A 16,977-nucleotide genomic window follows, 5' to 3' on the forward strand; every position below is an offset into this window, starting at 1 on the left:
ATCTCAATCAAGGGTCTAGCTCTGTGCGTTTCTTATCAAGAACAAACAATATAACAAAGCGTGTTGAGAGTCAAGAGAAATACTAGACACAACGTGTACTGACCCACATGTCCTTGATTTTTAATAGCCAATTCTCTTTCTTGATGGATACACAGGTATCATCTAAAACAACTGTCGGTAAAACCAGAATCGCGACCGTAGAAAAACGAACAAGGAAAGTCAATAAACGTGCCAGCCTTGTTCATCAGAACAGTTACATATGGGTAACATTGTCCTAGCCTAGATAAAAAAGAATGTCTACTTGCACTTAATTAAATAGATTGACCAATAGCAGTTTCTGATCAGAAATAATCGCAGAGGCATTTATGGTGAGGTACCACAATAGAAGACGTCAATCGTTGCGTTCATTGAGTATACAAATGAGCAAGATAAGAAAGAATAAGCTGCTCATTTTTAGCACGCCAATAGATGGCCAGATACATCCACTCTCATTGAAGAATTAAACTAACGTGGCGTAGATACAACTTGTTTTAATATTATCAATTTCCCAAAATATGTCATTTCATCATAAAACCTGGATGTCAGGGTCGGCTAAATAAGAGGTTGAAAATAACGTAGCAAAACTATTTAGAGATATCCTTTGGTGTATCCTCAATCTCTTCAATTAATGAATGTACAGATACACCTAACGCTTTTGCAACTCGCTCAAGAGTTTCAGTACTAACTGGTTTAGTTGGATTTCGCCATAAAGATCGTACAGTATTAAATGCAAGGAAAGTCATATGCGTCAACTGAGTCATACTTACGCCTTTTTCTTCAGCGACTTCTTTTACTCTCAACCGGATCATATATATTCCTCTGTTTTCCTCCGATTGTACCAATAGTACTGAGTACTGAACACGGTTCATCTACAGAAGTTCAATAATCACAGTTACTCTATTGACTGCAACAAAAAGTAATGTTACTATCAATATGTCGGATTAAAAAAAAGATACCTGAGGATAGAAACTAAAAATAGTGAGTATAACATTAAAAAATGGTCCATTTTCCTCATCAAGTAGTTTATCTTGTCTAGATCAGAAATCTAATGTCCCATAGTTAAGAGGACCAATAAAAAAGGGGGTTAATATGATAAAAACATAAACTCTTTAAACTTTTTCATACAACTACCGCATTAATCAAGAATCAAAATGCAACAGAAATAACCCAAAGCCTTTAAGAATAACTACATGATTCATAAGGACAACATGTAGATAGAACGACATTATGTCTTTTACAGTATGTAAGGATGAAAACCATATCACACCAAGAGGGAAACATCATGAAACAACATACCAGTAATGTCGCCCGGTTACTTGATCTTATCAACACTGAATATGACGCAGCCAGACTTGGTCTCTCAGGGACAGCCAGCGGCGTCTCACAACATCAGTTTATTACAGCAAAAATGGAGCGTATGGAGCTACTTCATCAAGAGTTGCGCACTCATGTCGGCGATCAAGCCATGCCACTCATAGTCCAAGCCCTCGACGCTTCGCAAAACAAAGTCCCGAATAGCTCTGGCAATGACGATGACAAGATGCATAAGCAATTGTGATCAATACCATTTCACACAAGAATTTTCCATCATCATCAAACGAATAAGAGTCTTTTTAGAAAGTTGTTTATGAGTCATTTTGATTAACAAGTGAGGATAAGAATAATGCATATCTTTGCATTCTTAACCAGGAAGAAACAGAAATCACTATCCAACAATCATTCACCTCAACGTGAGATCTCATTTATCGAAGGCCGTCGTCACCGAGTCGATGTTCCTTATGCGTTGCCCAAGGATGCACTTGAGGAGGAACGCATCAATTTTCAACACTATGTTCTCTCCAAATTGCTGGGAGGACATTATCACGCTCCAATCGATCACTCAGTGAGTCGGATTCTTGATGTAGGAACGGGGACAGCACAATGGGCTTACGACGTTGCACGCCAATTTCCACATGCTCAGGTGTGCGGATTTGACCTGGAACAACCACAAGGAACCGGCTTTCTGCCACCAGAAAACTATCATTTCGTCGCAGGAAATATCATGGAACCACTGCCTTTTCCCAATGATCATTTTGATTTCGTGCATCAGCGACTGCTCGTTAGTGCCATCCCAGCTACCCAATGGCCTGTAGTGCTACAAGAACTCGTCCGTGTGACGCGGCCAAGAGGATATATCGAACTGGCAGAAGCGGGAAACTGCTATCGACATGTAGGAGCACATACCTATACGTTTCTGCAATGGGGACAGTCAGCCAGTAGAAAGAAAGGAATCGATCTCACATTGGTGAAACATATTGGAAACATGCTAAGCAGCGTCGGATTGGGAGAGATCCATGCTCAAACATTTCGGCTTCCAGTAGGTGCATGGGGCGGGAAAGAAGGAAATTTATACGCGACAGATATGTATGCAGCCTTCCAGGGACTCAAAAACTTTTTCTGTTCAATGGGCGGTGTTGCCCCAGACAACTTTGATACTACCCTTTCGGAACTACCCAATGAATGGGAATCCTACCATACCACGCATGAATTCTATGTTGCGTACGGGCAAAAATAGAAGAAGCCAAAATACGCAATTGTAACGCGACAACCCAGGATACACACCTACGGTGCAGGAGGAATACTGATGATGCAAGAGAATACGCACAAGCAAACACTGGTACAGATCCGACTTCGTAATCCATTTGATCTCCCTATCCTGGCACAACAGGCAGGCCTGGAGACGCAGATCATCTACTATGCCCTCCTGCAAAAGCCGATTTCTCTCTTGGATGCAAAAAAACTGCTAACTGCCCTCTCGCACCATACCAGCCTCCAGCTTTCTTTTGATTCCGTCGATCTGATAACCTAGGATGATCATCTGTGCTTATGGATTATCCGAACAAATAGCACGGATGAAGAGGGGCATGTCATGGATAGCTACCACTTAGTATATGCACGAAACCAGAAACATACAGCCGTCATAGCTTATCCCTGGTGCAGTCACTACCCCCAGGCCACACAATTTCATTTCACTCCCTATCTCGATAGGGTCACACATCGACGGTATTGAGCTTCCTGGCTACCCACTAAGCAAACAGGAAAAGAAGGATTCTGATGAGGAGAAACAGGAGCAGCAGCAGCACTAACCAATAGCCTCGTTACAGATTCGATGCGCCGAAGATCATGGCCAGATAAAAACCTTGAAGAATTTTATTAACAATAGCATATTCAAACGAAGATGAGACAAATCCATCACACATCATAAAGGAGGCTCGCCTTGAATGATAAATTGGCAAACATGCGACATAGGCATGGTCTTACGCAGAAGCACCTTAGTAAAAAGTTGGGTATCAGCCCATTATCCATTGTTCTCTGGGAATATGGTGACCGCAATCCTACAGCCCAACACATCAAACGCCTCTGCCAAGTGTACGGCTGTCAGCCCAAAGAGATTGGGTACAACCAATTGACCTCACCAGAATGCATCGATGATACTCCAATGAAGGAAACGCAACCATCATTCTCACATTCACCCAATTCCTCCCTCATTGAAACGAGACAACGAGCTGGCTATACCCAATGGGAAGTAGCTCAACAGGTTGACGTGCCAGTCATAATGGTCAGTAGCTGGGAAAGTGAAAACGTGAACCCATCCCTCACTCATCTCCGCCTGCTCTGCCAAGTATTCAGATGTCCACCAGAAGAAATTGGATATCCCATCTATTCGCGATATACTGTGCGTTTAGATGATGTGTATCTACAATATACAACCAGCACCAACACTCCACGCCAGATTATCGATCTATCGGATAAGGTGCTATAACGTTTTACCTTCATATATATCATGGCCGCTGTAACATACTGTGCTAGACAACGGCCATATATTATTCAACACCTTATATCTCCTTTGATCGATAAGCCACCCTATTGAAGGCATCTGGCCAGACATTATAAAGCGAGTCACTCACATCCCATGTTTTATCAATCGTGCGCCGATGATTCACATATTCGCGACAAATCTCACGAGCTATTCCCACATTTTTTAGTTGTCGACAAATCTTAAGGCACATTATGAGATCTTGTTGACCATACGGAGGCTGAGGAACAGCCCCAGTCTCAGCAAAGGCTCTTTGACCATGAAATCTTGCTAGAGTACGAGCCACCTCTTTTTTCTTTTTACCAGATTCTAGCCCATCTAGATACTCTCGTTCTCGTTCAATCGCATAAGTTAAAACACTCAACCAACGGTCACGATGAACACAATATTGTTGCTGCACCCAATAAGGCATAGAATCCGCCTGAAGATATTTTGAGAGGAAACCAGCTCCATATATGCGCAAATTCTGCTCACAAGCAATCTGAAGATCCTCAATACTTAAAAAAGAAACGCCCTCCTGTTGAATGTGTACATCACAGATACTTCGATATAATCGGTCAAGCTCTGCAAAAATAGCTATATCACAGGCTAAATTCAGACGCCAAAACGATTTATTTCCCCGGAGTTCAAACTCGATAAGCTCGATTTTCGCTGGAGAAAGATTTTCGTCATTATCCATTGTGTCGAACAAATTTGCGTTCTTTATATAATCACGTACTGACACGTTGATACGACTCCGAAGTACATTAATATTGGAATCATGCTCTACTCCATACAGTGAGGAAATAATCTCTTCTTTCGGCACCCAAACATCTTTTTCACGCGTTGCAAGAAAACTCACAAGAGAAGCTTGAGCTTTGGAAAATTGTAAAGGCTCCTTAACAGAACCAATAATTGAGAGGGTAACACGATCTGTTAACGAAATCAAAAATCTTTGTTCGGATGGACTCTCTCCCACGTCGGGTTCGAGCGTAGCAATTGTCTTAGCCACCCATTCATCATCCAATCCTTCTCTCTCTTTTAGCACATCTAAAAGGAGCTTGGGAGAGGGAGACTCAACTACATTGCTATGAAACCAGAGAGGATACGTGATATGCAGATACTTTCCAATCGCGAATTCACGAAGTTGCGAAGAATCTAATCGTGAAAATGTTCGCAACAATTTCAGCTCTTTAAAAAAGCGTATAGAATGAATTGCAAGCCAGATAGCTATAGAAAGAAACAGCACATAAAACCAAGTTAGTAGAACATAAAAACTCTGCGTTATATTAAGATGCTGGGGATCAAAAAGCGATGTTAATACACGCTCAGTGCTACCGCCCAAATCTTGCCAGAGCTTGATTGGAATATCCTCAAAATCAAAAGAGAAAAACATCAACAACGAAAAAAAAGCATAGCTACTAATAATAAGACACAAAAACACACTATGTAACAAAGGATTTCGTCCATGCTGAGGATTCATACGAACTAACACAGTAAGTGTCGTCGTCTCCTTTGAAATATTTAATGGAATACCTCGTTTTATACGCGTAAAAATTTTCCTTACCAAAGTGACATTCCATTTCCCAAGGTGCATATAACCAGTCTTACCCTCCTGTATTATTAGCATCACAATATTGAGGAATTCTCAGCGACCAAAAACGGAACAAACAACCTGTATATAGGACGAATGAGCTATAACAAAGGTTATAACAAACAGCAAACTTTAAAAAACTCGTGTTTGTCTATGGTCATGTTCACGCTTCATCTGGCAAAATTCCTACAGTGACGCTCACCTGATAGTGATCAACACTAATAACCAGCCAGCAAAAAGAAAAAAGGATTTAGCATTGCCTGATCTTTTCCATTGGAGCAAGATCAAACATTCATAAAAAAATCGCTAATGTATAAGGAGGAAACATATGGAAGATTTGCTCATGAGCAAACTCAACCAGGAAGTAGTCATGATTGACCGCAACTTGAAGGAGCTCGAAGCATACATAGGTCCCATTACGGGTTATGAGGACATTAAGAGTTGGAATATTGTGAAAATAAAAATTTCCCAACGATGGGCCAAACTTCATTCTTTTGCGTTGGAGATGGAAATATTCGAGAAGGTAGCTCCAACACTCTATGCGCTGCAACAACGTTTACTGCAACTGCCCTATGTCCCTAGCATTCGTGATGTGACTCGCGCACAAAGCTTGCTAGCACTTTCTCCACATATTGTTGTTACTGAGAATGTGCAATCTGATGGGAAGGGGTTACCTGAACTTAAACGACTAACTATCATGGAGAACGATGGAACAGTCCTCTTTGATCAAGATTTTCTACCACAATATGCCCAGCAAGGGTCGCTACCAGATTGGAGTACTCCGACAAAATACACGTCACAAGCAACAACGTTGATACCACTCACGAAGGTCTGGAATAATCTTACAAAAGCGCTTTCTGGACACTACATTCTTGCTTATGATCTTGCACAAGTGCAAATGCAGCTAGAGGTAACAGCTGCGCTTTTCCAACTTTCTATTCCAGTTCCGGCTCTGATTGGAGAGTCCATCTTAGATTTGTACCTTGCATACCTTGGGATTAACATCCCCACTTTTGAGAAGTTGGAAGAGGATCCTGAGATCTTGACGACCATCTATGATCAAATCGCAACTCAACTTTTATGGAAAGCTTCTTGCACGACAGTTGAACGTGCACAACGCATTACCCATATCCTTCAGGAAATTGCAAACTGTACGCTTACAGCATCGTCACAGTTCGACTAGTCATGAGGACAAAGGAGAAAAAGAAACCCATGCAAGAGCCATTAGACGCAGCATCCACATCGATGCTTTTAACCATCCCCCAGGTGGCGACATATCTCGGCATCTGCCGAGCTCATGTCTACAAACTCATACATAGCGGCTTGCCCACTATTAATTTGGGACGTTTAGTGCGTATCCACAAAGAAACATTAGATTCCTGGTTAAAAGATCAAGAGAAAGACATTCGCCTCTCATAATATGCATATGTTTGCATTAGGATAAACGCACATCCTGTCATACAGACATGCTACTGTAATACTATTCAAATCGAAAGGATTAATGCAGTGGAAACGAGCATAAATGAAAACTGTATCCCTCTTCTAAAAGAGATTCTTTCCAAACTGAAAAAAGTTCACAAATCATTGCACGGTTGGACTGCTTGCTGTCCTGCACACGATGATCATCATCCCAGTTTGAGTATCTCCATTGGCAAAGAGAATCAAGTGCTACTCTATTGTCATGCGGGCTGCTCAGTTCACGATATTGTCAATGCGCTTGGGATCACCATATCAGATCTAACTTCAAAGCCTTCATCGTCCACCTCTAGACGACAATCACGCCCAGGCATCACGCTACGAGACTTTGCTCAAGATAAAATGCTCTCCTGGCGCTTCCTTATTAACCAGGGAATTACCGAGGAGCCAAATGGAGGTTTGCGCATCCCTTACTACAAAGAAGATGGTACATTTGCCCCACGCCATCGTATCCGTAATGCATTAGTGGCCAAAGAAGGATCATGGTGGACAAAGGGCCCTGGGGAGATCATTCCATATGGATTGGAACAACTAGAGAAGGCGAGGGAAGATGGGTATCTCATTCTTGTCGAGGGCGAGACAGATCATCTCACCTTACTGTTTCAAGGTTACCACTCCTTGGGACTGCCTGGTGCAGAGATGGCCAAGACCACGCTCACATCTTCATACTTCAAAGGGATTACGCAACTCTACATTATCCAAGAACCAGATAAAGCCGGTCAACAGTTTGTTGATGCCATTGTCGAATTGTTACAGTTATGGAACTGGAATGGCTCTGCCGCTGTTGTCTCGCTACCAGATGCCAAAGATCCCAATGAGTTACATAAACATAATTGGAAAGCATTTAAAACGATTTTTCAACAGGCACTTGATCACTCACAAACCGTATACCAAAGACCGGTACCTGATACGATACCAGTCCCTTTATCAGAACAAGACCTCACAGTTCCATTTTCGCTTCAACGATTGCTGGAAATTCCATTTTATCCGATTCATTGGATCATCCCCAATTTGATCCCAGAGGGACTACTTTTACTGGTTGGCAAACCCAAACAAGGCAAAAGTTGGCTCTCCCTTCAGTTAGCGCTTGCAGTTGCCTCAGGAGGGCCTTTATTCCAGTCCTATACAGCAAATCAGAGCGATGTCTTGTACCTGGCTCTGGAAGATACGCCACAACGCTTGCAAGCACGCACCAAACTGTTGCTAGCAACGCTGACAGCAATGCCTACCAGTCTTGAATTTGCAGTACAGCATGCACGCTTAGATTCAGCAGGGCTAGCCGATCTTGAAGCCTACATACAGGCACATCCTAAACTAGGCCTCGTCATCATAGACACATGGTCCAAGTTATCCCCACTCACACCGCCACGTGCACGCACACAATATGAGATGGACTATGCGTCCCTGTCTCCACTTAAACAGCTCGCGGATACCCATCATCTCGCGATTCTGGTGATTCATCACTTACGGAAATCATCAGGGCAGGACATTCTCGACCAGATTACTGGATCAACAGGATTAGCTGGAGTGATGGATGAAATCCTCTTGCTCAAACGTGAGCGAGAACGAGACGAGGCAACTTTGTTCATCACAGGACGAGACATTCAGGAACAAACACTTTCGCTTACCTTTCATTCAACAACCGCACAATGGACAGTTGTAGAACCTAAAAGTGAAGAAGACGAAAGGAAAGAGGTATGACACAACACAACCATTCACGCCTCGATGCGTTTGTCTCATTAGTTTGGTATGACACATTTTTACGTTTTATTACCAATTTTATTGCTAAGACCTCAGAGCTCCTATTGGCGGCTGGACTAGTTGTCAGTAGCGCTAACTTTCTGACCGATGGAACCATTCTCGGAACCACAACACCAGCATCGCAAGCATGGGCATGGGCTCAGGCACTTGCGATAGATTCCAGTCTGGCAATCTCTTTTTATCATGTATTGTTCTGCATCAAGCAGAGAGATTGGATCAAATGTGTACTATATTGTCTGCTCACCAGTCTTCTAGCATTGGTTGCTGGCACGATCACCAATATTGACATCTTTAGCCACGCTATTCATGTACCGATCAATCATGCGATGTCATTAATGGGACTCAATGTCGAACTGCTGAGCAGTTTGCGCTCAATTGCCGTCGTTGGCTTTGTGCTCATGAGTCGTTTGCGCGATGTATCCTTGAAAAATCTCACAACTCCAGAATCGAATGAACACCTTCTACAAGAAGGGTCATCACAGACTAGCCAGCCAGAACAGAACGTACCACAAAAAGAGCAGATGCAGAACACTGGATCGCCTCACTTTACAATTGAAGATGTGACTTTGCTATTGCAGGTCCTAACACATCAGAATAGTACAGCACAGACGCATATCACGATGGAGCTAGATCCCACACAGGCTCATCATACATCTATTAGTGAAGAACCACCTCAACAACTGGATCTCGCACATACACGGAATGGAACAACAGAATTAGCGCCGATGGATCCACTCCAAAACCAGACAGGCTCATCAATACCAGATCCATCCCGCTTGGAGCCAGTGGTACCGCAGAAGCCACCACAGCGCTACGCAACAGTAGCACCAGATCCATTAGAACCACAAGGAGAGAGCCTAGATCCACAGCGCCATCATGCGATAGAGCCACATTCAATGGATCAAAATACAATACCTATGAGCCGAGAAGAACGCCTGGAACTTGCCTATCAGGAACTTGTAGCAGAAGGACAGAAGATTTCAGGGCGAACACTTGCCAGACGTGCACATATGCACCGTTCATACTGCAACAAATGGCTGAGCATACGCCCGCGAGCCCAACCTACTGGTGAAGCAAAAACGCCTACACCGAAAGAACCAGACTATACAAGTTCAAAGCAGGAAAATCAAGAAGAATAAAATTCAGATACGCGCAGTAGAACATCATCTATGCATAAAAAGGTCTGTATCCCCCCGTTTTCTTCCCGATATGCGAAACGGGAGGATACACCTTCCATCGAAGGGCAGCGCCAGCCCCATAACACCTGGAGAAAAGTGCGTCGAGAACCTAGACCAACAGGATAGTACCAGACCCATTCATTTTCTTATCATTAAATGATTTTTCAACTTTTTATGAGATACACATATTATTCACTCTCATTTCAACTGCGTAGGTAGCATACAGAGAAGGAAAGGAACCTAACCTATGAAAAAACAAACAAAACTCAACGATGCATCTGCACGTAAGATGCGTTCAGACAAAGGGCATCCACAGATCACTCAGCGTGATGAAGACACGCTTCGGCTAATAGGTGAGCAGACAGCCTACCGTTTTGATCAATTACAGGGTTTGCTTGCACATCATCCTGAGTCTCAGTCACAAAATCCAGATTGTCTCTCAGAGACACGCACTCGCGACGTCATCGAACGCTGGAAAAAACTAGGTTTAGCAGCATATCAGAAAATCTATTATGACACGCCTGGTTGGATCTATCTGACACGAAAAGGCCTTTATCATTGCAATCTTTCTTTACGTTTTATTGATCCATGCCACTCAGACCTGGATCATATTCTCTGGATCAATGAAACACGAAGCGTCATTGAGGAAATGTATGGATCTCGTCCTGGTTTTCAGTGGGAAAGTGAGCGCCAGTACCATGTTACTCGAGAGCGCTTCAAAGTCCAACAGAAACAAGATCCAAATCTGTGGATTCCACGTGAATATCGAGGGAACCATTTGCCTGATGCAGTACTCAGATACCGTCTGAAAGATGATTTAGAGGCACCAATCGTAACCAGTGCTATTGAAGTGGAGCTCTCTGAAAAATCCTATCACACCTGGGAAAAGATCTTTCTAGAGCTGATCAATTTCTTCACAAGTGCTCATTACTATGTGGATCCGAGCGTCAAATCAACGTTCACAAAGGCCTTGAAAAAATTCCAGAACGAAGATCTCGCCTTTAACGAACTCGAAAAAGAACGAAAACAACACATTTATATCCACGATCTTGAGCAACGCTTATAGCTTGCTCTCATTATCATCAAGACAACATGAGATCTTGTCAACAGATAAAGGAGAAAACACTATGCAACCACGTGTACCTCTGCTTACGAATTGCGCTGCTGCACTAGCATACATAGACCAGGATCATATCCTAAGCAAGCTCACTGATTGGCAAGGAGATTACGAATTCTCCTACCTTGAGCAGATTGAGTACCTCGGTGGCACCGAAGATGAACAAAAATATCGCATTCGTCTTGCTCCTGTACATATTCATATTGGAACCGTGATGCGCATACTGGACCTGACACCACAACAAAGTGAGTCTATGATCCATGTTAAATATGAGCTTTACGAAAATTTTCTTGCTTCACGCAGTATGCTTTTTCCTCATCCGCCTGCTTCGATGAAAAATATGGATGTTATGTATGTTGAACCACTTTGGCAACCTTCAGATAAAAACCTTGTAGCACGTGTTGCTCCAGTTACCTTACATATTGATGGAGCCTTCTCAGAGGCCATTATCCGAGAAGACCAGAGACAATGGGGATACCCAATTCCAGGATTACCCTTGCAGCATAAACCACAGGCAATGCATACCTGTCGGCAAAGAAACCTTCTTGGAGTACTCGAGCCCTTTGATAGAGATGGAAAAAAACGCCTATAAACAATTGTAAATAAGATGAGGAGGAGGAAGGAAGTCAACGAATAATCACCTCAATGATAGTTTTCCTCATCTCCTCCCCACCACGCTTACCAAGCGAGAGGGCAACGTGATACATATGAGTCGAAGAGCAAATGGCGAAGGGACCATCTACCAGCGCAAGGATGGGCGCTGGGTTGCATCTATCTTCTTGGACAACGGAAAACGCAAATCCATCTATTGCAAAACGCAGAAGGACGCCATTCAAGCGGCAAGAAAGGCAAACCAGAATAAAAATCAAGGCGTACTTTTATTAAACGAAAACCAAACGCTTCGTGATTTCCTGCTATCATGGCTACGCGATACTGTCAAGAATGGTGTGAGAGAACGCACTTATAGACGCTATCGAGAGATTGTCATCCTACATATCCTCCCGACACTAGGAAAAGTGAAACTACAGAAACTGAATCCTCAGCAACTACAAATGCTTTACAACCAAAAATTGGAGGAAGGCTATGCCCCACAAACCGTGACGCATATTCATCGCGTTCTCCACAAAGCACTTGGTGATGCTTTAAAATGGCAATTAGTGATGCGCAACATCTGCGATGCAGTCAGAACCCCACGCATTCCCAGAAAAGAGATGCGGATCCTTTCAGGAGAGCAAGCTCAACAATTTTTGGAAGCTGCCAGAGATGATCCATTAGAAGCTCTCTACGTGCTTGCTCTTACTACCGGGATGCGACAAGGTGAGCTCTTAGCACTCAAATGGGAAGATATCGATCTAACAACAGCAACACTCCAGGTGAAACGAACCATAGCACGCCTGGTTGGAAAAGGTTTTACCATATCAGAACCCAAAACAGCAAAGAGCCGCAGGCGCATTCACCTGACCAGGAGAGCCACCGAAGTCTTGAAACAACACCAAATACGCCAACAGGAAACACGACAAGCGGCCGGTCCAATATGGAATGAACAAGAGTGGATCTTTTGCAACACGATTGGAAATCCGATTGATGCCAGCAATATGATTCACCGGTCATTTCGACCAATCCTTATCAAAGCAAACCTACCCATGATTCGCTTTCACGATCTGCGACATAGTACAGCCAGTTTATTGTTGCTCTTGGGTGTTCACGTGAAAGTAGTACAAGAATTGCTTGGACATAGCCAGGTGAGTACAACGCTAGATATCTACTCACACGTGCTTCCATCGCTCCAAAAAGATGCGGTAAGCAGCCTGGATACGCTCCTGTCCGGGTCACGAGAAAGGAGCAGTGCAATTAAAGAGTAGCCATAGCCATTCTTAACATATTCATTGCGATGTAGAGGTGTGTAGTACACCTTCTTTTTCCTATAATACCAATATGGAGACCAGAAAGGCACTATTTCTGCCAGCCTCAAAGAATAAATTTTTATACAGACGCTTCCCGTGACATATTGTTAGGACCATTGTTCTCATATTCTTTGGAAAAGTCCTGTTCTTATCACATTCTAAGCACTGTCGTTTATACTATGGAAGAGGAATAGACAGGAGTTTCTACAATGTTTTATCGAAGAAAAATTTTACTTGCTCTTATCGAGATATTTGGTGGTTCGCTTGCACAAGAAGACTGTACGGCACTCTTACTCCTTTTTTGTCTCCGAAGAGAAAAGAATTTTTATGACTTTTTTCCTGTGAACCATGGAGTATATAGCGTCATCCTCCAATCAGATAAACACCGTTTAACGACGCTTGGATTCCTTGCAGATCTGCCTGGTTTTCACATTAATGAAAATCAAGTGTATATAAATCAGTTGCAAAAAAAAGATCAAATAATGTTGCGGGCATTTCAATCAGAAATCGGCGATGTGCGCAATGAAACATTTCTCCAGTTGATGAACAAAAACATTCCATCACTCGCATCAGGAAGTCTACATTCCTCTGACAACATTCTTTCTGAAGATATTCAGAGGACATGCTCATGGAATGAGAACAACAGTTCCTGCGTATTTACTCTTGGATATGAAGGATTGTCCATTGATGCGTATCTGGACATTCTCTTGAGCCATGACGTGAAGGCAATTATCGACGTCAGAAAAAATCCGATTTCTATGAAACCAGGGTACTCGAAAAAACAATTGGCAGCGGCGGCACAAACGGCTGGACTCACATATATTCATATTCCCGATCTCGGCGTTCCCTCGCGCTTACGAAAAGATTTGACAAATGATGAGGCGTATAACAATTTATTTACCTATTATGCTGCTGAAATTTTACCTGAACATCGTGATGCTCTTGAACATGTAAAGACCCTTTCTCATGATTTTGAGCGTGTAGCTTTGACCTGCTTTGAGGCCAATCCGGCATGTTGTCACCGTCATAAAATTGGAGAATATCTCCAGAATGATCCTCAGTTTAAGTTGCCAATAAAACATCTTGGCGCTCATAGCTCCTCACGACTCTCTTTTCAATCGTTGCCAAGTACACAGGTTTCTCATGGATTTTTTGCGAAAAATGCAGTATATTCATTAGTATAAGATACTGCGTTATGTTTTTCGAGATGATTCATGAGAAGGTGTCCATTGTCATCCTCATCCGAATACGTACCATTGTCTGACGATATGACACGCTTTTTTCTTGCTCAGCGCTGAAGCCATCGTGTCTTCACTCATTCAGACAACGTATCAATCAGGAAGCAGTGGTAACCATCCTCCGCATTACGAGAGGCAATATGCTTTTGACTGATCGTCTCATGATGCAAGTCGAGCATAATGTAACCGCTCATAAAATGACAGTGGTCACAAAAGAGGTCATCGAAGCAAATCGCAAGAATCTCACCATGGAGCTGTGTTAAGAGATGTCTTTCTGTGATAGGCTGTCTCAAAATCGTTCGTTTCTTGAGACTTCTCCGAAAAAAAAGACCAGTGGGTATTTCTTTCCTCTCCTTAATAGATAGATATCGTTCTCTGTATTGAAATGAAGCATCGTAGAAGGTTTATGATGACAACAGATAGCAATCAGGTCAGTGTTTTTCTTTCCTACGCCCATAAAGATGAGGTATGGTTGAAAAAGTTGGTGACCCACCTAAGCTTGCTCCGGCGGCAAGGGGTAATCTCGACATGGTTTGATCGGCAGATTGTTCCTGGCACCAACTGGGCCGGGGTCATTGACCAGCGTCTGGAGCAGGCATCCATCATCCTTCTGCTCGTGAGTGCTGACTTTCTCGCTTCGGATTATTGTTATGAAGTGGAAATGAAACGAGCACTGGAACGGCATGAGGCGGGGCAAGCACGGGTGATTCCGATTGCGGTCCGGCCCGTTGACTGGAAAGGTGCTCCCTTTGCTCATCTGCACGCATTGCCAACCGACGCGAGAGCGATTACGAGCTGGAATGACAGGGACGAGGCGTTGATGGATGTGGTGGCTGGTCTGCGTCGGGCGATTGAAGATCTGTCGTTCACGCCTGCCAGTGTGGTTCGTGCTGGATTGCCCGCCATCTGGAATATTCCGTACTCGCGCAATGTCTTCTTTCTAGGACGGGATGAACTTCTGGTGAAGCTGCATACCCAATTGCTCACGGGACAGACCACAGCACTTTCTCAATCTCCTTATGCCATCAGTGGGCTGGGCGGGATCGGCAAGACGCAGATGGCCACGGAATATGCCTATCGCTACTTCCAAGACTATGAGGCAGTCTTCTGGGCACGCGCGGAGAATCAAGATGAACTTCTTTCCTCCTACCTCACCATTGCCACGCTCCTCAAGTTGCCAGAACGGGAAGCCAAAGAGCAGGAGATCACGATTGAGGCGGTCAAAGTATGGCTGCAAACCCGGCACAAGTGGTTACTCATTCTTGATAATGCCGACGATCTGAATTTGTTGCCTCCGTTTCTGCCACCTGCTCCTGGTGGTCATGTACTGATCACCACCAGAGCCTGGGATATGCAACGGCTCGCAACACGACTGGAGGTGGAAAATCTTTCTGATGAGCAAGGGGCAACGTTGCTCTTACGGCGAGCCGGACTCCTGACTCCTGAAACGGAACGGTCCCCTCTCTCCCCAGAAGATCGCCATTGGGCAAGGCTGTTGACACACGAGTTGGGAGGTCTCCCCCTGGCGTTGGATCAAGCAGGAGCCTATCTGGAAGCGACAGGGATAAGCGTCGAAGAGTATCATAAACTCTATCAGACGCATCGACAGACATTGTTGGAAGAGCGCCGTTCGCTTATTCCCGATCATCCTGAGGCCGTCGCAACCACTTGGTCACTCTCTTTCGAGCGGGTTCAGGAGAAAGATCCTGTGGCGGCGGACCTGCTACGGCTGTGTGCCTATTTTGCCCCGGATGCTATTGCGGAAGAGATCTTGACAGCGGACCCATCGGTATTGGGATCAGTACTTGCTCCTCTGGCCTCAGATGTCTTTCGACGCAATCAAGCCATCGAAGTCTTACGGGCCTATTCGCTGATTCGACGTGATCCTAGAGAGAAGACACTCTTTGTTCATCGGCTCGTCCAAGCGGTGCTCCAGGATGCAATGGAGAAAAAGGAACAGCAGATCTGGGCCGAACGAGCCATGTTGGCGATCAATGCGGCGTTTCCAGATGCGGAACATAGCACCTGGTCACAATGTGAACGGCTCCTGATCCAGGCGCTCAGAGGAACACAGATGATCCAAGAGTACCAGATCACCACATCGGAAGCGGGACGTTTGCTCTCTGCGTCAGCATCCTACCTTCAGGATCGTGCGCGCTATGCCGAAGCCGAACCCTTGTACCGCCGCGCCCTCCACATCTATGAGTTGGCGCTGGGACCCGAGCATCCCTCCACTGGAAGCACCTTGCATCAGCTTGCTGTCCTGGCACAGGCTCAGGGCAAGTATGCCGAGGCCGAACCCTTGTACCGCCGCGCCCTCCACATCAAAGAGTTGGCGCTGGGACCCGAGCATCCCAACACCGGAACCACCTTGCATGCTCTTGCCACGCTGGCACAGGATCAGGGCAAGTATGCCGAGGCCGAACCCTTGTACCGCCGCGCCCTCCACATCAAAGAGTTGGCGCTGGGACCTGAGCATCCCAACACAAAGCAGGCACGAAAAAGCTATGCTCAGCTTTTACGAAGGATGAAGCGTGATGCGGAAGCATTGAAACTGGAAGATGCGTCTGACTCCGTTTAAGCATACACTGTTCCCTCGTTACGGCTCTGCTATATTATCTCAAAAATGGCCGTTTAATGAGACAACTTGGCCTGTTTTTTCAAGCGGCTGCGCACCACTTCCACATATGCAGAATGTTCCTTGACAAATCTCATAACTCATCTCATAATCAGCATCTCAAAAGGCCAGGCCGTTAACGGGAAACCTGAGACATATGGACGAGCTTATAAAGATTGGATGTGTACGCATTTCCAAACAGTAGCAACAAGAGACAC

15 protein-coding genes are annotated in these 16,977 nt (G+C 44.4%); 13 read left to right on the forward strand and 2 right to left on the reverse strand.

All coding sequences use genetic code 11. The features are described from left to right. Positions 1-623 precede the first annotated feature (623 nt). A complete protein-coding gene (locus AC27N8_RS21970) occupies positions 624-848 on the reverse strand; it encodes a helix-turn-helix domain-containing protein (RefSeq protein WP_487069538.1) in 225 nt (74 codons plus the stop codon). 473 nt (positions 849-1,321) lie between these two features. Between AC27N8_RS21970 and AC27N8_RS21975 the strand changes: the two genes are divergently transcribed. From AC27N8_RS21975 to AC27N8_RS21990, 4 genes are all read left to right on the forward strand, one after another. Further along, a complete protein-coding gene (locus tag AC27N8_RS21975) occupies positions 1,322-1,597 on the forward strand; it encodes a hypothetical protein (protein WP_487069539.1) in 276 nt (91 codons plus the stop codon). 105 nt (positions 1,598-1,702) lie between these two features. Next, entirely contained in the window at positions 1,703-2,593 is an 891-nt protein-coding gene (locus tag AC27N8_RS21980; protein WP_487069540.1) for a class I SAM-dependent methyltransferase, read from the forward strand. A 69-nt stretch (positions 2,594-2,662) separates the two neighbouring features. Beyond that, positions 2,663-2,887, forward strand: a complete 225-nt coding sequence (locus AC27N8_RS21985) for a hypothetical protein (RefSeq protein ID WP_487069541.1) — start codon at positions 2,663-2,665, stop codon at positions 2,885-2,887. Between the two features lie 408 nt (positions 2,888-3,295). After that, positions 3,296-3,841 carry a helix-turn-helix transcriptional regulator gene (locus AC27N8_RS21990; protein WP_487069542.1) on the forward strand — a complete coding sequence of 182 codons (546 nt, stop codon included), beginning with the start codon at positions 3,296-3,298 and terminating at the stop codon, positions 3,839-3,841. 73 nt (positions 3,842-3,914) lie between these two features. Here the strand turns inward: AC27N8_RS21990 and AC27N8_RS21995 are convergent, their stop codons facing one another. Then, positions 3,915-5,471, reverse strand: a complete 1,557-nt coding sequence (locus AC27N8_RS21995; RefSeq protein WP_487069543.1) for a hypothetical protein — start codon at positions 5,469-5,471, stop codon at positions 3,915-3,917. A 325-nt stretch (positions 5,472-5,796) separates the two neighbouring features. Here AC27N8_RS21995 and AC27N8_RS22000 point away from each other — a divergent pair, with 325 nt between their 5' ends. The 9 genes from AC27N8_RS22000 (at position 5,797) to AC27N8_RS22040 (ending at position 16,723) form a co-directional block, all read left to right on the forward strand. Continuing rightward, a complete protein-coding gene (locus AC27N8_RS22000; protein ID WP_487069544.1) occupies positions 5,797-6,651 on the forward strand; it encodes a hypothetical protein in 855 nt (284 codons plus the stop codon). Between the two features lie 29 nt (positions 6,652-6,680). After that, positions 6,681-6,887: a helix-turn-helix domain-containing protein gene (locus AC27N8_RS22005; RefSeq protein ID WP_487069545.1), complete on the forward strand. Its 207-nt coding sequence runs from the start codon at positions 6,681-6,683 to the stop codon at positions 6,885-6,887. Positions 6,888-6,974: 87 nt separating this feature from the next. Next, a complete protein-coding gene (locus tag AC27N8_RS22010; protein ID WP_487069546.1) occupies positions 6,975-8,645 on the forward strand; it encodes an AAA family ATPase in 1,671 nt (556 codons plus the stop codon). Beyond that, the gene (locus AC27N8_RS22015; protein WP_487069547.1) at positions 8,642-9,844 is read left to right on the forward strand and encodes a hypothetical protein; all 1,203 of its coding nucleotides are present in this window, start codon (positions 8,642-8,644) and stop codon (positions 9,842-9,844) included. Before AC27N8_RS22010 ends, AC27N8_RS22015 begins: the two co-directional genes overlap by 4 nt. Before the next feature lie 286 nt (positions 9,845-10,130). Beyond that, positions 10,131-10,949, forward strand: a complete 819-nt coding sequence (locus AC27N8_RS22020) for a hypothetical protein (RefSeq protein ID WP_487069548.1) — start codon at positions 10,131-10,133, stop codon at positions 10,947-10,949. Positions 10,950-10,983: 34 nt separating this feature from the next. Further along, entirely contained in the window at positions 10,984-11,592 is a 609-nt protein-coding gene (locus AC27N8_RS22025; RefSeq protein ID WP_487069549.1) for a hypothetical protein, read from the forward strand. 115 nt (positions 11,593-11,707) lie between these two features. Continuing rightward, a complete protein-coding gene (locus AC27N8_RS22030) occupies positions 11,708-12,862 on the forward strand; it encodes a tyrosine-type recombinase/integrase (protein ID WP_487069550.1) in 1,155 nt (384 codons plus the stop codon). A 251-nt stretch (positions 12,863-13,113) separates the two neighbouring features. Further along, complete coding sequence (locus AC27N8_RS22035) at positions 13,114-14,088, forward strand: DUF488 domain-containing protein (protein ID WP_487069551.1); 975 nt, start codon at positions 13,114-13,116, stop codon at positions 14,086-14,088. A 460-nt stretch (positions 14,089-14,548) separates the two neighbouring features. Then, complete coding sequence (locus tag AC27N8_RS22040) at positions 14,549-16,723, forward strand: tetratricopeptide repeat protein (RefSeq protein ID WP_487069552.1); 2,175 nt, start codon at positions 14,549-14,551, stop codon at positions 16,721-16,723. Positions 16,724-16,977: the final 254 nt, after the last annotated feature.

It is taken from the genome of Dictyobacter sp. Z7_2 (assembly GCF_057551105.1).